At 70.4% G+C, this 14,936-nt stretch carries 14 protein-coding genes; 13 read left to right on the top strand and 1 reads right to left on the bottom strand.

The window, feature by feature from the left end; genetic code table 11:
- Positions 1 to 14 precede the first annotated feature (14 nt).
- Positions 15 to 1,742, top strand: coding sequence for a hypothetical protein (locus ACQ4L4_RS24155; RefSeq protein WP_431101383.1), 1,728 nt, complete (start codon positions 15 to 17; stop codon positions 1,740 to 1,742).
- Positions 1,739 to 2,260, top strand: coding sequence for a hypothetical protein (locus ACQ4L4_RS24160; RefSeq protein ID WP_431101384.1), 522 nt, complete (start codon positions 1,739 to 1,741; stop codon positions 2,258 to 2,260). The genes ACQ4L4_RS24155 and ACQ4L4_RS24160 overlap by 4 nt, the downstream gene beginning before the upstream one ends.
- A gap of 36 nt (positions 2,261 to 2,296) precedes the next feature.
- Here the strand turns inward: ACQ4L4_RS24160 and ACQ4L4_RS24165 are convergent, their stop codons facing one another.
- Positions 2,297 to 2,980, bottom strand: coding sequence for a chalcone isomerase family protein (locus ACQ4L4_RS24165; RefSeq protein WP_431101385.1), 684 nt, complete (start codon positions 2,978 to 2,980; stop codon positions 2,297 to 2,299).
- A gap of 391 nt (positions 2,981 to 3,371) precedes the next feature.
- Here ACQ4L4_RS24165 and trpE point away from each other — a divergent pair, with 391 nt between their 5' ends.
- From trpE to nagZ, 11 genes are all read left to right on the top strand, one after another.
- Positions 3,372 to 4,856, top strand: coding sequence for an anthranilate synthase component I (trpE, locus tag ACQ4L4_RS24170; RefSeq protein ID WP_431101386.1), 1,485 nt, complete (start codon positions 3,372 to 3,374; stop codon positions 4,854 to 4,856).
- 27 nt (positions 4,857 to 4,883) lie between these two features.
- Positions 4,884 to 5,468: an anthranilate synthase component II gene (locus tag ACQ4L4_RS24175; RefSeq protein ID WP_431101387.1), complete on the top strand. Its 585-nt coding sequence runs from the start codon at positions 4,884 to 4,886 to the stop codon at positions 5,466 to 5,468.
- Entirely contained in the window at positions 5,465 to 6,538 is a 1,074-nt protein-coding gene (gene ltaE / locus ACQ4L4_RS24180) for a low-specificity L-threonine aldolase (protein WP_431101388.1), read from the top strand. The genes ACQ4L4_RS24175 and ltaE overlap by 4 nt, the downstream gene beginning before the upstream one ends.
- 13 nt (positions 6,539 to 6,551) lie before the next feature.
- The gene (gene trpD, locus ACQ4L4_RS24185) at positions 6,552 to 7,592 is read left to right on the top strand and encodes an anthranilate phosphoribosyltransferase (protein ID WP_431101389.1); all 1,041 of its coding nucleotides are present in this window, start codon (positions 6,552 to 6,554) and stop codon (positions 7,590 to 7,592) included.
- Positions 7,593 to 7,671: 79 nt separating this feature from the next.
- Complete coding sequence (trpC, locus tag ACQ4L4_RS24190; RefSeq protein ID WP_431101390.1) at positions 7,672 to 8,463, top strand: indole-3-glycerol phosphate synthase TrpC; 792 nt, start codon at positions 7,672 to 7,674, stop codon at positions 8,461 to 8,463.
- 40 nt (positions 8,464 to 8,503) lie between these two features.
- A complete protein-coding gene (locus tag ACQ4L4_RS24195; RefSeq protein ID WP_431101391.1) occupies positions 8,504 to 9,205 on the top strand; it encodes a uracil-DNA glycosylase in 702 nt (233 codons plus the stop codon).
- A gap of 216 nt (positions 9,206 to 9,421) precedes the next feature.
- Positions 9,422 to 10,366, top strand: coding sequence for a BadF/BadG/BcrA/BcrD ATPase family protein (locus ACQ4L4_RS24200; protein WP_431101392.1), 945 nt, complete (start codon positions 9,422 to 9,424; stop codon positions 10,364 to 10,366).
- A gap of 14 nt (positions 10,367 to 10,380) precedes the next feature.
- Entirely contained in the window at positions 10,381 to 11,124 is a 744-nt protein-coding gene (locus ACQ4L4_RS24205; protein ID WP_431101393.1) for a GntR family transcriptional regulator, read from the top strand.
- Positions 11,121 to 12,341, top strand: coding sequence for an N-acetylglucosamine-6-phosphate deacetylase (nagA, locus tag ACQ4L4_RS24210; protein WP_431101394.1), 1,221 nt, complete (start codon positions 11,121 to 11,123; stop codon positions 12,339 to 12,341). Before ACQ4L4_RS24205 ends, nagA begins: the two co-directional genes overlap by 4 nt.
- Positions 12,331 to 13,341 (top strand): SIS domain-containing protein, encoded by a 1,011-nt coding sequence (locus ACQ4L4_RS24215; protein ID WP_431105009.1) that lies wholly within the window; start codon positions 12,331 to 12,333, stop codon positions 13,339 to 13,341. Before nagA ends, ACQ4L4_RS24215 begins: the two co-directional genes overlap by 11 nt.
- Before the next feature lie 94 nt (positions 13,342 to 13,435).
- On the top strand, positions 13,436 to 14,917 hold the full coding sequence (gene nagZ, locus ACQ4L4_RS24220; RefSeq protein WP_431101395.1) for a beta-N-acetylhexosaminidase: 1,482 nt from the start codon (positions 13,436 to 13,438) through the stop codon (positions 14,915 to 14,917).
- Positions 14,918 to 14,936 lie beyond the last annotated feature (19 nt).

Genomic DNA, 14,936 nt, shown 5'->3' on the forward strand with positions numbered 1-14,936 from the left:
CGAGGCAGACGGCCATGAGCTCCGTGTCGCATGAATTGACGCTTGCCGGCCCCACCGGCGCGGTGTTCCGGGTCACGGACGGCGCGAGCCAGTGTGTCGCCACCGGCATGCATCGCGTGACGGCGACGCTGCCGCAGGGGCTCTACACGGTGACCGCCGAACTGGGGCCGTCGGTCCTGTCGCGCGAGGTCATCCTCGATCGTCCCTGGCACTGGGACGTCCCCGACGAGCACCAGAGCTTCGGCGGCCGCGCCTTCGGCCTGGGCGCGCAGGTGCTGGCCTCGCTCGGCGACACGTGGCAGTTCCGCAAGGGCGGGCAGTTCATCGCGCTGAGAGGGCCGTGGCAACCGGAAGCCGCGGACGGCGCCGACGGCGGGGACGGCGCGGTGACCGTCGACCGCGACGGCATGGACTTCCCGTCCGCCGCCCAGGGCCGTCTGACGGATGCCCAGGGCGGCCTCTGGACCTGGCAACTGTTCAACCTGAGGGATGGCCGGTCCGCGCCGGGCGCCGGCGTGCTCAGCGTGACCCGCGTGATCGAGGAAGCCGCGCGGGGCGAGGCGGACCGGGAGACCGATCCCGACGATGTCGACGATGTCGACGATGTCGACGAGGCCGGGCGGCCCGCTTCCCGCCGGGTGAGTCATCCGATTCCCGAATGGAAGGGCCGGATCGTCTGGGCGGTCTATCCCGCGCATGCGTCGGCCGCCCAGCCCGGCACGGAACTGCCTCATCCCTACTACGTGCGCCTGCGCGCGACGCGCCGGGGCGAAGCGCCCGACGCCCGCACGCAGGGCCTGTCCGACCAGGTCTTCACCGCACTCGCGTCGCGCACCGGACTGCCGCTGTCGGACGAGGTGGTGAAGCTGCTGCTGGACGCGGACGGCGACCCGCTGCTGGCCATGGCGGCTGCGCATCTGGTGTCGCTGCGGCTCGGGCGGCGCCAACCCCGGCACCGGCTGCCGCACGACGGATTGAACGGCGCGGACGAGGCGCTCGACGCGTCGGCTGACGGGATCGACGACGCGGTCCTGGAGCGCGCTTTCCAGGACTGGCTGCGGCAGACGTCCTCGCGCGACGCGCCGGACGATGCGGACCTCTGGGCGCTGCGCGTCATCTTCGGCCTTCAGTCCGAGGCGGATCTGCCGGCGCTGCATGCGCCCCCCCTGCTGCTGCGTTCGGTCGACTGCCTGATGGGCGGACCGTCGGACGACGGCGGGTCGGGTCGCCTCGCGGTCGACGAGCGCCTGTGGGCGCCCTGGCTGCAGGTGTCCGATGCGTTCGCGTTCGTGCAATGGCGGCGCGACCTGGACTTCACGCTGCAGTTGCGCGAGCACGTGGACCGCGCGATCCGCAGCACGATGTCGATGCAGACCTCGGCGCATCAGATCAAGAAGGTGTGGGACGACCTTCACGCGCTGCCGGCCGAGGCCCGGCGGGAGTCCGCCGTCGATGTCGTCGCCCGCTTCGCGGCACCCTTCCTCACCGAGAACACCGGAGAGCCGGCCCGCATCGCCGATCTGAAGCGGCGGCTGGGCGATCTGCTCGGGTCGATGGGCAACCCGGAGGAGGTCGCGACGCTGCTGCGCCGCAACGCCTCGCAATTGCGGCTCACGCCCGACACGACCCGCCGCCTCCATGGTCTGGTGGAAGAGACGCTCCAACGCTTCGAACAGTCCTCGGAGAAGCTCGACGCGTGGGTGGACCGGCTCGGGCGCCGGCGCGACAAGCCCGGGCCATGACCGCCGGGGGCTGGACCGCCGCGGGGTTCGGCTTCACCTGTCACCGGCTGGGCCGGTCCGGCTGGTCGCGGGACCAGGTCCTGCGGAGCTGGGCGGAGGCGCCGTGGCATCGATTCCGCGACGGCATCGCGGTCGCCTGCGCCGGCGGTGAAGTGCTGTGGCTGGGCATCACCCCGCCGGCCGAGTCCGGCGCCGTGACGGTCAGCGACGCGGGGGGGCGGGTCTTGCGTCGCCTGCAATGTCCGCCGGAATGGCAGTTGGGCTGGCTCCCGGATGCTCGGGCGAACCCCTCGCCGATCAGTCCCGAAGCGTCGGACCCGACGTCGTCGGATGGCCTCCCGGCGCCTCATGTCCTGTCGCTGAGCGCGACGGACGGCGCCACCCGCGGGCGCTTCGCGCTCTACGTGATGACGCCCGCCACCTGGGTCCGCGTTGTCGGCGGGGAAGACCTGACGGCGGCGCCGGAGCCGGAGCCCGTGGCGCGTTATTCCAGGATCGTGAAGCCTCCCGGAGCGTGACGCCGGGGCGAGGAGGAGGGCGCCGGCCGTACCCGCTCAGCGCCCGCTGCCCGCCGCGTTGCGGTTGCTCGCCACCGCCTTCGCGCCGCCGAGCAGCGCGACCTTCAGGTCGCTGTCCGCGGGCGACTTGCCCAGCCAGATCTTCAGCAGCACGTTGAAGAAGTCCTCGCCCTTGATCGGGTCGCCGGGCATCAACTGGCCGTTGACGAAGACCACCGTGCCCGTCCCCGGGATGTAGTCCACGCCGAAGCTCTCGCCCGTCTTGAGCTTCTTCTTCTGCACGAAGATCTCCGACATGCGCAGCACGCCGGTGATCGAACGCCCGAACTCCTCGCGCGACGCGTTCTGCTCCATGCCCTTGGTGAAGAGCTTGCCCAGCTCCTCGCCGTCGATGTCGCGCAGCATCTGGATGTGCATGCGCTTCGGACCGGTGTTGGCCAGCACGGCTTCCGGCGTCGTCGCCTTGGCGTTCATGTACAGGCCGGCGGTGTAGACCTTGAAGATCGCCTTGTAGCGGATCCCCGCGCCGTTGAGCTGGAGCTTCTGCCCGGCCACCTCGACCGTGCCGTCGTACTTGACGCCGGCCAGTTCGATCGGTGCGGTGGCGGCCGCCGCCGCGGCCGATGCGGCCGGCGGCGTCGACTGGGCCGACGCCACGGACGAGCTCAGCATCGCGGCCGCGAGCACGCCCGCGGTCATCAGGACTTTGCGCTTGGACATGTTGTCTCTTTCCCTCCAGGGGTCGGCCGACTCCACGGTCGACTCTGAAGCGAAGTATCCGCCAGGCATGCGAAGCAGGCCCTCCGGGAATCCTCCTGCCCACGTCGCCTGCTACACTGATCCGCACCATGTTTATCACGCGCAAGCACATCAAGGGGTCGAACGACCGGGGAGCCTGGCCCTGGCGATCCTGGCACGACTTCACCTGAAGCCGCCTGATGCTTGCCACCCGCCGTCCACCCCTATCCCCCGGACGCGGGAACCGTCACACATCCTCTGCACCCTACCGTACGGGGCAGGTCCAACAGGCGACCTGAGTTACCGCTTGCGCGCGCGTCGTGATGCCCTGCGTCACTGACGACACGCCGCAACCGACGAGAGGTTTGACGACGTGATCACCGAACTGGAATTCCAAAGCCTGGCCGCCGACGGCTACAACCGCATCCCGCTGATCAGCGAGGCCTTCGCGGATCTCGAGACCCCGCTCTCGCTCTACCTGAAGCTCTGCGCCGGCAACGGCCCGGGCCGCCACAGCTTCCTGCTGGAATCGGTGGTCGGGGGCGAGCGCTTCGGCCGCTACTCCTTCATCGGCCTGCCCGCGCGCACCGTGCTGAAGAGCGAAGGGCCGGTCACCCGCGTGATCCGCGACGGCGCCGTGATCGAGACCCACGAGGGCGACCCGCTCGCCTTCATCGAGGCCTACCAGCAGCGCTTCAAGGTCGCGCTCCGGCCCGGCATGCCGCGCTTCTGCGGCGGCCTGGCCGGCTACTTCGGCTACGACGCCGTCCGCTACATCGAACCGCGCCTGGCCGACTCCACGCCCGACGGCGGCCTGCCGACGCCCGACGTGATGCTGCTGCAGTGCGAGGAGCTGGCCGTCATCGACAACCTGTCGGGCAAGCTCTACCTGATCGTCTACGCCGACCCCGGCCAGTCCGAGGCCTACTTCAAGGCGAAGAAGCGCCTCACCGAGCTGAAGGACAAGCTGGGCTACTCGGTCGCCGCGCCGCGCGTCGCGCGGGCGCAGGCGCATCCGGTGGAGCGCGAGTTCGCCAAGGCCGACTTCCTCGCCTCCGTCGACAAGGCCAAGGCCTACATCGCCGCCGGCGACTGCATGCAGATCGTCTTCGGCCAGCGGCTGAAGAAGCGCTACACCGAGTCGCCGCTGAGCCTCTACCGCGCGCTGCGCTCGCTGAACCCCAGCCCCTACATGTACTTCTACGACATGGGGGATTTCCAGATCGTCGGCGCCTCGCCCGAGATCCTGGTGCGCCAGGAGCAGACACCCGACGGCCGCAAGGTCACGATCCGTCCGCTGGCCGGCACGCGTCCGCGCGGCGGCACGCCGGAGCAGGACCAGGCGCTCGAGGTCGAGCTCAAGGCCGATCCGAAGGAACGCGCCGAGCACCTGATGCTGATCGACCTGGCCCGCAACGACATCGGCCGCATCGCGCAGACCGGCAGCGTGAAGGTGACGGACGCCTTCGCGGTCGAACGCTACTCGCACGTGATGCACATCGTCAGCAACGTCGAAGGCATCCTGAAACCTGGCATCGGCAACATGGACGTGTTCCGCGCCAGCTTCCCCGCAGGCACCTTGTCGGGCGCGCCCAAGATCCGCGCGATGGAGATCATCGACGAGCTCGAACCCGTCAAGCGCGGCATCTACGGCGGCGCCTGCGGCTACCTGAGCTTCGGCGGCGACATGGACCTGGCCATCGCGATCCGCACCGGCATCGTCATGGACCAGGTGCTGTACGTGCAGGCGGCGGCGGGCATCGTGGCGGACTCGGTGCCCGAGCTCGAATGGAAGGAGACCGAGGCCAAGGCGCGCGCGCTGCTGCGCGCCGCGGAACTGGTCGAAGAAGGCTTCTGAAGCTGAAGTGAACGAAGGAGCAACGACATGCTGCTGATGATCGACAACTACGACAGCTTCACCTTCAACCTGGTGCAGTACTTCGCCGAGCTCGGCGCCGAGGTGAAGACGGTCCGCAACGACCAGATCACGCTCGACGGGATCGCCGCGCTGAATCCGACGCATCTGGTGCTCTCGCCCGGCCCGTGCACGCCCAAGGAAGCGGGCGTCTGCGTGCCGGCGATCCAGCGCTTCATCGGCCAGCTGCCGATCCTGGGCGTGTGCCTGGGCCACCAGAGCATCGGCGCCGCGCTGGGCGGCAACATCATCCGCGCCAAGGTGCAGATGCACGGCAAGTCCTCGACGATCACGACCGACACGCAGGGCGTCTTCAGCGGACTGCCCGAGCGCTTCGACGTGATCCGCTACCACTCGCTGGCGATCGAGGAGTCGACGATGCCCGCGGAGCTGGAGATCAGCGCCCGCAGCGAGGACGGCGAGATCATGGGCGTGCGCCACCGCGCGCTGGCCGGCACCGCGACGCCGCTGGAAGGCGTCCAGTTCCATCCCGAATCCATCCTCTCGGAGCACGGCCACGCGATGCTCAAGAACTTCCTGGAGTTGGCACGATGAACACCACGAGCACGAGCACGGCCTCGAACCACCGCGCAGGCCTCGTCGATCTGCGCAGCGACACCGTCACGCAGCCGACCGCCGGCATGCGCGCGGCGATGGCGGCCGCGGCGCTGGGCGACGACGTCTTCGGCGACGATCCGAGCGTCAACGCGCTGCAGGCGGCGCTGGCGGAGCGGCTCGGCTTCGAGGCGGCGCTGTTCATGCCCACCGGCACGCAGAGCAACCTCTGCGCGTTGATGGCGCACTGCCAGCGCGGCGACGAATACATCGTGGGCCAGTTCGCCCACACCTACCGCTGGGAGGGCGGCGGCGCCGCGGTGCTGGGCTCGATCCAGCCGCAGCCGCTGAACCACGCGCCGGACGGCTCGCTGCCGCTGGCCGACATCGAGGCCAACATCAAGCCCGACGACGCCCACTTCGCGCGCACCCGGCTGCTGGCGCTCGAGAACACGATCGGCGGCAAGGTGCTGCCGATGGACTACCTTGCCGCGGCGTCCGAGCTGGCGAAGCGCCATGGCCTGTCGCGCCACCTCGACGGCGCGCGCCTGTTCAACGCGGCGGTCGCGGTCGCCGCGCGCGACGGGAGCGATCCGTACGACGCGGTCAGGCGCATCTGCTCGCACTTCGACAGCGTGTCGGTCTGCTTCTCCAAGGGCCTGGGCGCGCCGGTCGGCTCGGTACTGTGCGGCTCGCGCGAGCTCATCAAGAGCGCGCACCGCTGGCGCAAGATGCTCGGCGGCGGCATGCGCCAGGCCGGGCTGCTCGCGGCGGCGGCGCACTACGCGCTCGATCACCAGGTGAAGCGCCTGGTCGAGGACCATGCGCTGGCCGCGCGGCTCGCCGAAGGCCTGCAGGGACTGCCGGGCCTGACGGTCGAAGCGCCGCAGACCAACATCGTGTTCTGCGACGTCGACAAGGGCATCGCGGCGAAGCTGGTCGAGCATCTGAAGTCGGAAGGCGTGCTCACGACCGGCCTGTACAAGCTGCGTTTCGTGACCCACCTCGACGTGGACGCCGCGGGCGTCGATCGCGCGGTCGCGGCGACGCGCCGGTTCTTCAACGCCTGAGCGGGAGATCGCCATGCCCATCACCGACAACGAGGCGCTGACCCGCGTCATCGAGCACCGCGAGATCTTCCACGACGAGATGCTGGCGCTGATGCGCCGCATCATGAGCGGCGACATCTCGCCGGTGACCGCCGCGGCGATCCTGATCGGCCTGCGGGTCAAGAAGGAAACCATCGGCGAGATCACCGCCGCCGCGCAGGTCATGCGCGAGTTCTCCGTCAAGGTGCCGATCGAGGCGGGCCCGCATCTGGTCGACGTCGTCGGCACCGGCGGCGATGGCGCGCACACCTTCAACATCTCGACCTGCTCGATGTTCGTCGCGGCCGCGGCCGGCGCGCAGGTCGCCAAGCACGGCAACCGCAGCGTGTCGTCCAAGACCGGCAGCGCGGACGTGCTGGAGGCCCTCGGCGTGACGTTGTCGCTGCCGCCGCAGGCGGTGGCCGAGTGCGTGCGCAAGACCGGCATCGGTTTCATGTTCGCGCCCAACCATCATCCGGCGATGAAGAACATCGCGCCTGTCCGCAAGGAACTCGGCGTGCGCACGATCTTCAACATCCTGGGACCGCTGACCAACCCGGCCGACGCGCCCAACATCCTGATGGGCGTGTTCCATCCGGACCTCGTCGGCATCCAGGTCCGCGTGATGCAGCGCCTGGGCGCGCAGCACGCCGTCGTCGTCTACGGCAAGGACAACATGGACGAGATCTCTCTGGGCGCGGCGACGCTGGTCGGCGAGCTGAGGAACGGCGAGATCCGCGAGTACGAGATCCATCCCGAGGACTTCGGCATGCCCATGGTCGCGAGCCGCAACCTGCGCGTCAGCGGGCCGGAAGAGAGCCGCCAGGTGCTGCTGGGCGTGCTCGGCAACGAGCCCGGCGCGGCGCGTGACATCGTGCTGCTGAACGCGGGCGCGACGCTGTACGCCGCCAACGTCGTCGAGTCGATCGCCGACGGCATCGCCAAGGCGCGAGTCGCGATCGAGTCCGGCGCCGCGCGCGCGAAGCTGGAGCAGTTCGTGGCCGAGACGCAGCGGCAGGCTGCCGCGCAAGCCTGAGACATCTGAGACGCGGCAGGGCCGATCGGCCTCGCCGCGGTAGCGCCCGGCCCTCGCGCCGGCATGAAGTGAGAGTCGTATGTCTGACATCCTGGATCGCATCAACGCCGTCAAGCGCGAGGAAGTCGCCGCGGCGCAGGCGCGCGTGCCGCTGGCCGCGCTGCGCGCTGAAGCCGAATCGCGCGCCGAGCCGACGCGCGGATTCGTGAAGGCGCTGCGCGCCAAGATCGCCGACGGTCGCAGCGGCGTCATCGCCGAGGTGAAGAAGGCCAGCCCGAGCAAGGGCGTGCTGCGCGAGGACTTCCGTCCCGCCGACATCGCCCGCAGCTACGAGCAGCACGGTGCGGCCTGCCTGAGCGTGCTGACCGATGCGCCGCACTTCCAGGGCTCGGTCGAGTTCCTGAAGCAGGCCCGCGCGGCGTGCGCGTTGCCGGTGCTGCGCAAGGACTTCATGATCGATCCGTACCAGGTCTACGAAGCCCGCGCGATGGGCGCCGACTGCATCCTGCTGATCGCGGCGAGCCTGGACGACGGCCTGATGGCCGAGCTCGAGGACTGCGCGCTGGGCCTCGGCCTGGATGTGCTGGTCGAGGTCCATGACGGGGCGGAACTCGAGCGTGCGTTGCGCCTGAAGACCCCGATGGTCGGCATCAACAACCGCAACCTGAAGACCTTCGAGGTCACGCTGGACACGACGCTCGGACTGCTGAAGCACGTGCCAGCGGATCGTCTGCTGGTGACGGAGTCCGGCATCCTCGGCCCCGCCGACGTGCAGCGCATGCGCGACGCGCAGGTCCATGCCTTCCTCGTCGGCGAGGCCTTCATGCGCGCGCCCGATCCGGGCGCGGCGCTGTCGGCGCTGTTCCGCTGATGGATCGCCGCCCGGTCCCGCTGAAGAACGCCCATTGCCGATGACTGTGACGCTCAAGACCCTCGACTGGTCGGCCGGTGACGGCTGGCAGCCCCTCATCGACGCCTGGCGCGACAGCGCCGACGGCCAGCGTATCGAGGCCTTGCTGAAGGCCCGCATCGCCGAGGGCGCGGTGATCTATCCGCCCGATCCGCTGCGCGCGCTGCGCCTCACGCCGCTGACGAACGTCAAGGTCGTCATCGTCGGCCAGGACCCGTACCACGGGCCGGGGCAGGCGGAGGGGCTCTCGTTCTCCGTGCCGGTGGGCGAGAAGCTGCCGCCCTCGCTGCGCAACATCTTCAAGGAACTGCAGCGCGATCTCGGGCAGCAACCGGCGATGTCGGGCCATCTCGGCGAGTGGGCGCGGCGCGGCGTGCTGCTGCTCAACACCAGCCTGACCGTCGAGGACGGCGCCGCCGCCTCGCATGCGAAGAAGGGCTGGGAATCGCTGACCGACGCGCTCATCGCCGCGACCGCGCAAGACCCGGCCCCCAAGGTCTACCTCCTCTGGGGGGCTCATGCGCAGGCGAAGGCGCCGCTGATCGAGGCTGCGGGCCATCGGCATCTGGTGTTGCAGGCCAACCATCCGTCGCCGCTCTCCGCCACGCGCGGTCCCGCACCTTTCATCGGCTGCGGCCACTTCTCGGCGGCGAGCGACTGGCTCAAGGGGCAGGGCGTCGAGCTCGGCTGGTCCTTGGATTGACCGTACTGCGGCGGCCGCTGGCCCTCACCCCTGCCCTCTCCCGCAAGCGGGAGAGGGAGTAAAACAGGCCTCCGCGCTTTTTTTCGCGGAGCCATAACTGGTACGTTGGTGGTTATAACCACGACGCCCCTCCGAACGGGGCTCGGACATCAGGGTTAAGTCCAGTGCGCTACCAATTGACGCTTCGCGTTTTTTGGTACTAAACTGGTATTAATCATGACAAGCCACCCCCTGGCGGACGCCTGGTCCGCACCTCTGCAGCCGCGCTTCGCGGGCGTCCGCTTCCTGGTGGGAGTGGATGGCGGGGGCACCGGCACGCGGGTCCGGCTGAGCGATGTCCACGGACAGCTGCTCGGACAGGGATGGGCGGGGCCGTCGGCCCTGGGGCAGGGCATCGCCCAGGCCTGGCGCCACATCCAGACGGCTGTCCAGGAAGCGGCCGCCAAGGCAGGGATCGAGCGTCTGCCGCTCGGCGAAACGGCGATCGGCCTGGGTCTCTCGGGCGCCGGCGTCGCCGCGCAGGCGCAGGCCTTCATCGCGCAGCAGCCCGGCTACGCCCACATCGAACTCGTGAACGACGGCACCACGTCCGTCATCGGCGCCCATGCGGGCCGGCCCGGCGGCGTGATCGCGGCCGGCACCGGCACGGTGGGCGAGGCGCTGCGCGCCGACGGCTCGCTGGTCTGCGTCAGCGGCTGGGGCTGGATCGGCGGTGACGAAGGCAGCGGCGCGTGGCTCGGTATCCAGGCGATGCGGCTGGCGCAGAAGGCGATGGACGGCCGCGTCGACGCCGGCCCGCTGGCCCGCGCCGTGTGGGCCGCCGCCGGGTGCGGCCACGACCAGGACCGCGATGCGATCAACGCCTGGGTCGCCCGGGCCGGCCAGCACGCGTACGCGCAGCTGGCGCCGCTCGTGTTCGAACAGGCGGAATCCGATCCGGCCGCCGCGGCGCTGGTCGCGCAGGCGGTCGCGGAACTGGAGCAGCTCGCGCTCGCGCTCGACCCGGCGCGGCAACTGCCGCTGTCGCTCGCGGGCAGCGTGGCGCAGCGGCTCGCCGCGCTTTTCTCAGGCAACATTCGGGCCCGTTGCGTGTCGCCCCAGGGCGACTCGGCCGACGGCGCGCTGCGGCTGGTCCGCGGCGCTCTCTCCGACCCCCGTTGAAGACGAGAAGCCCGATGAGCACCAAGCTGCCCTTCCAGTTCAAGCCTGACCCCGCCGCCGCGTCGCCGCTGTACATGCAGCTGGCCCACAAGCTGGCGCAAGCGATCCGCGAAGGCCAGTACCAGGCCGACGAGGCCCTGCCGTCGGAGCGCGTGCTCTCGGAGTCGCTCGACCTCTCGCGCGTCACCGCCCGCAAGGCGATCGACCGTCTCGTCGAACAGGGCCTGATCGTGCGCAAGCGCGGCTCCGGCAACTACATCGCGCCCAAGCTGGAGCAGCCGCTGTCGCGCCTGACCAGCTTCTCCGAGGAACTCCACCAGCGCGGCTTCAAGCCCAGCAGCCGCTGGCTGACGCGCGGCTTCGCCATGGCGGCGCCGGACGAGCAGCTCTCGCTCGGCCTGACGACCGGCCAACGCGTCGCGCGCCTGGAGCGCCTGCGCCTGGCGGACGCCGTGGTCATGGCCTATGAGCTCTCGGTCCTGCCCGAGGCCGTGCTGCCCGATCCGCAGCAGGTCGAGTCCTCGCTGTACGAGCACCTCGCCCAGCACGGCGGCGCGCCGGTGCGCGCGCTGCAGCACATCCGCGCCATCAATGCGGACTCGCGTCTGGCCGGCCTGCTGCAGGTGCCGGTGGGGCAGGCGGTGCTGTTCATCACCCGCGTGGGCTACCTCGACCAGGGTCAGGCCGTGGAGCTCACCCATTCCTACTGCCGCAGCGACTACTACGACTTCGTCGCGGAGATGAGGCGAGACGGATGACGACCCAGCACATCGACGGATTCATACTGACACCTGACGGGTTCATCCGCGGTGTGCTGGAATTTGACAACGGCCCCCAGGGCGGGTCTGCGGCCAGCCCGTCCCCCGAGGGGGTCCCGGGCGCCTGGGGCGGCCCGGCGCTTCCCCGGGCCGGTCGCATCGTCCGCATCGACGGCACCGCCGTGTCCGAGCACGAGGTTCGACACGGCGCGCAGGACCTGCCGATCGTCCTGCCCGGCTTCATCGACACCCACGTCCACGGCGGCGCCGGCCGCGACACGATGGAAGGCGGCGACGCCGCCGCGCAGCTCGCGAAGCTGCATGCGACACACGGCACCACCTCGCTGCTCGCGACGACGATGACCGCGCCGCTGGACGAGATCCGGCAGGCGATGCGCGGGCTGGCCGAGCTCTGCGTCTTGCGCCCCCAGGGCGGCGCGCGCGTGCTGGGCGTGCACCTCGAAGGGCCGTACATCAATCCCGGCAAGCTCGGCGCGCAGCCGGACTTCGCCAAGGTCGCGTCGATCGCCGAGATCCGCGAGCTGCACGCGATCGCGCCGATCCGCCTGATCACGCTGGCGCCGGAACTGCCGGCGCACCTCGACCTCGTCACGCAGCTGCGCGAGGCCGGCTTCCAGGTCCAGATCGGCCATTCGCTGGGCACCTACGAGGACGGCGTGGCCGCGCTCGGCCGCGGCGCCGGCGGCTTCACCCACCTGTTCAATGCGATGACGGGCCTGCACCACCGCGAGCCCGGCATGGTCGGCGCCGCTTTGGCGCACGCGCAGTACGCCGAGATCATCCCGGACCTGCTGCATGTGCACCCCGGCGCGATCCGCGTCGCGCTGCGCAGCATCCCGCACCTGTTCTGCGTCACCGATTCGACGGCGGCCGCCGGCATGCCCGATGGCGAATACCGCCTGGGCCGCCACCGCGTCACCAAGTGCCTCGGCGGCGTGCGCCTGCCCGACGGCACGCTGGCCGGATCGACGCTGACGATGGACCAGGCGCTGCGCAACCTGGTGCTGAAACTGGGCCTGCCGATCGAGGACGCGTCGAAGCGCGTCTCGACGAACGCGGCGGATTATTTGGGTCTGGACGATCGGGGCCGTCTGGCGCCGGGCGCCTGGGCGGATTTCGTGGTGATGGACCGTGGCTTGCAGTTGCAGTGCGTGGTCGTTGAAGGAGAAGCAATTGACCTCGCGAATGCTGGATGAGGCGCTGAGCGCGCCGCAGGTGGTGGCCCGTCAACTGGCCGCCGATCAGAACGCCTATGCCTCGCTGGGCGACGCACTGCGCGAGCAGCCGCCGACCTCGCTGCTGACGATCGCGCGCGGCAGTTCGGACCACGCGTCCCACTACCTCGCCTACCTCGTGATGGCGCGGCTGGGCCGGCTGGTGACCTCGCTGCCGATGTCGCTGATCACGCTCTACCAGAGCAAGATCGAGAGCCAGGGGCTGGTGTCCTTCGCGTTCTCGCAATCGGGCCAGAGCCCGGACCTGGTCTCGCCGACGCAGTACTTCCGCGCCAACGGCGCGCGCACGGTGGCGTTCGTGAACGCCGACGGCTCGCCGCTGGAGGCCGCCGCCGAGTACGTGTTCCGCCTGCATGCCGGCGTCGAGCAGAGCGTCGCCGCGACCAAGAGCTACATCGCGCAGCTGGTGGCGGGCGCGCGCGTCGTGGCCGCGTGGCAGGGCGACGAGGATCTGTCCGCCGCGCTGCAGACCCTGCCGCAGGCGATGGAGCAGGCCGCGAAGCAGCGCTGGGACGTGGCGGTCGACGTGCTCAAGGGCGCGGACAAGCTGTTCGTCATCGGCCGCGGCACCTCGCTGCCGATCGCGCTGGAGGCGGCGCTGAAGTTCAAGGAGACCTGCGGCATCCAGGCCGAGGCCTTCTCCGGCGCGGAAGTGAAGCACGGTCCCATGGCCTTGGTGGACGAGGGCTATCCGCTGCTGGTGTTCGCGCCGCGCGGTCCCGCGCAGGCCGGTCTGCTGGCGCTGGCCGAGGAGATGCGGGGCCGTGGCGCGCGCGTGCTGCTGGCGGCGCCGGAGGGCACGCCGGGCGCCGAGCTGCCGCTGACCTGCACGGGCAACGAGGACCTCGATCCGATCGCGGCGGTGCAGAGCTTCTATCCGATGGTCGAGGCGCTGGCGCAGGCGCGGGGTCTGAACCCCGACCAGCCGCGGCATCTGGCCAAGGTCACCAAGACGCATTGAGGGACGGGCCCGGCGCCGCCGGGCCTCCGCGGACTTCCGCGATCCATCCGAATTACCCAGCCGTCGACCCGCGGGCCAGGCAGAAGAGAGCGACATGAGCGAGACAGCATTCCATCCGGGCCGGCTGGTGATGGTGGACATCCCGGGCAAGACGCTGGATGCGGCGACCGCGGCATTTCTGCGGGACAACCGGATCCGCGCGGTGTGCCTGTTCCGCAAGAACCTGGGCACCGAGGCGGAGGTCCGCCAGCTCACGCAGGACCTGCGCGACGCGATGGGCGCGGATGCGCTGATCGGGCTCGACCAGGAGGGCGGCTCCGTCGTGCGGGCGACCTTCCTGCCGCAGCCGCCGTCGGCGATGGCACTGGGCGCGGCGGGCGACGAGGGCCTGGCCGAGCAGGTCGGCGCGGCGGTGGCGCGCGGGCTGCGCGGCATCGGCATCAACTGGAACTTCGCGCCGGTCACCGACATCAACAACAACCCGGCCAACCCGGTGATCGCCGAGCGCAGCTTCGGCGAGACCGCGGACACCGTCACGCGCCTGGCCGGCGCGTGGATGAAGGGCTCGATGGCGGCGGGCGTGGCCTGCTGCATCAAGCACTTCCCGGGGCACGGCGACACGCACGTCGACTCGCACCTGGACCTGCCGACGGTCGAGAAGTCCCGCGCCGAGCTGGACGCGCTCGAACTCAAGCCCTTCCAGGCGCTGCGCGACGTGGCGCCGTCGATCATGACGGCACACATCGTCTATCCGCAGATCGACCCGCAATATCCCGCCACCTTGTCGAAGACGATCCTGGGCGGCATCCTGCGCGACGAGTACGGCTACGACGGCGTCGTCATCACCGACGCGCTGATGATGAAGGCCATCGCCGAGCGCTACGGCTTTGCGAAGGCCGCGGTGCTGGCGATCAACGCCGGCGCCGACATGATCCTGGCGCAGGGCTCGCTGGACGAGCAGGCGCAGGCGATCCACGCGCTGCAGGACGCGCTGACGCGCGGGACCTTGAGCGTCGAGCGCGGCCGTCAGGCCGAGGCGCGGCTGGACAAGCTGGCGCGTGATTACCCCATCCGCGTCGATGACTACCGGGGCGCGCAGCGCGAGGCCGACGACGTGCTGATGCGCCGCGCCTGGGCCGCGGGTCTGAGCGCGCTGCGCGGCGCGAAGCCGCCGGCGGTCGAACGGCCGATCCGGGTGCTGGTGCAGGACGAGGTGCCGACCGACGGCGTGTCCGAGGCCGGCCCGACCGGCGCGCAGGTGCGCGCGCTGTTCGAAGGCTACGGCGATGTCGAGTTCGTCTCCCTCGGCGACATCGCGACGCTCGACTGGTCCATCGTGCCGGACGACGGCCGCTTCACGATCGTGGCCTCCACGCACCGCGCGCGCTACGGCGCCAACGCCGCCGCATGGCGGCCTGACCTGCACCTGGTGCTGTGGAATCCGTTCCAGGCGCTGGATGTCTCGGCCCCCACGGTGATCAGCTGGGGCTATGCCGACGGCGCGCTGGGCGCGCTCGGTGCCTGGCTGCAAGGTCGCGGCGAGGCCGGCGGGCAGTCGCCGGTCACGCTGGATTGACGCCGGCATCCGCCGCCCC

This window comes from Roseateles noduli (assembly GCF_050626985.1).
GTDB lineage: Bacteria > Pseudomonadota > Gammaproteobacteria > Burkholderiales > Burkholderiaceae_C > Roseateles > Roseateles noduli_A.

Bases quoted from the DNA above. Each gene is read 5' to 3' on its own strand.
- ACQ4L4_RS24205 (WP_431101393.1), top strand. From the start codon at position 10,381: ATGAGCACCAAGCTGCCCTTCCAGTTCAAGCCTGACCCCGCCGCCGCG.
- ACQ4L4_RS24215 (WP_431105009.1), top strand. From the start codon at position 12,331: ATGCTGGATGAGGCGCTGAGCGCGCCGCAGGTGGTGGCCCGTCAACTG.
- trpC (WP_431101390.1), top strand. From the start codon at position 7,672: ATGTCTGACATCCTGGATCGCATCAACGCCGTCAAGCGCGAGGAAGTC.
- nagA (WP_431101394.1), top strand. From the start codon at position 11,121: ATGACGACCCAGCACATCGACGGATTCATACTGACACCTGACGGGTTC.
- ACQ4L4_RS24165 (WP_431101385.1), bottom strand. From the start codon at position 2,980: ATGTCCAAGCGCAAAGTCCTGATGACCGCGGGCGTGCTCGCGGCCGCG.
- trpD (WP_431101389.1), top strand. From the start codon at position 6,552: ATGCCCATCACCGACAACGAGGCGCTGACCCGCGTCATCGAGCACCGC.
- ACQ4L4_RS24200 (WP_431101392.1), top strand. From the start codon at position 9,422: ATGACAAGCCACCCCCTGGCGGACGCCTGGTCCGCACCTCTGCAGCCG.
- ACQ4L4_RS24195 (WP_431101391.1), top strand. From the start codon at position 8,504: ATGACTGTGACGCTCAAGACCCTCGACTGGTCGGCCGGTGACGGCTGG.
- ACQ4L4_RS24155 (WP_431101383.1), top strand. From the start codon at position 15: ATGAGCTCCGTGTCGCATGAATTGACGCTTGCCGGCCCCACCGGCGCG.
- ACQ4L4_RS24175 (WP_431101387.1), top strand. From the start codon at position 4,884: ATGCTGCTGATGATCGACAACTACGACAGCTTCACCTTCAACCTGGTG.
- ACQ4L4_RS24160 (WP_431101384.1), top strand. From the start codon at position 1,739: ATGACCGCCGGGGGCTGGACCGCCGCGGGGTTCGGCTTCACCTGTCAC.
- nagZ (WP_431101395.1), top strand. From the start codon at position 13,436: ATGAGCGAGACAGCATTCCATCCGGGCCGGCTGGTGATGGTGGACATC.
- ltaE (WP_431101388.1), top strand. From the start codon at position 5,465: ATGAACACCACGAGCACGAGCACGGCCTCGAACCACCGCGCAGGCCTC.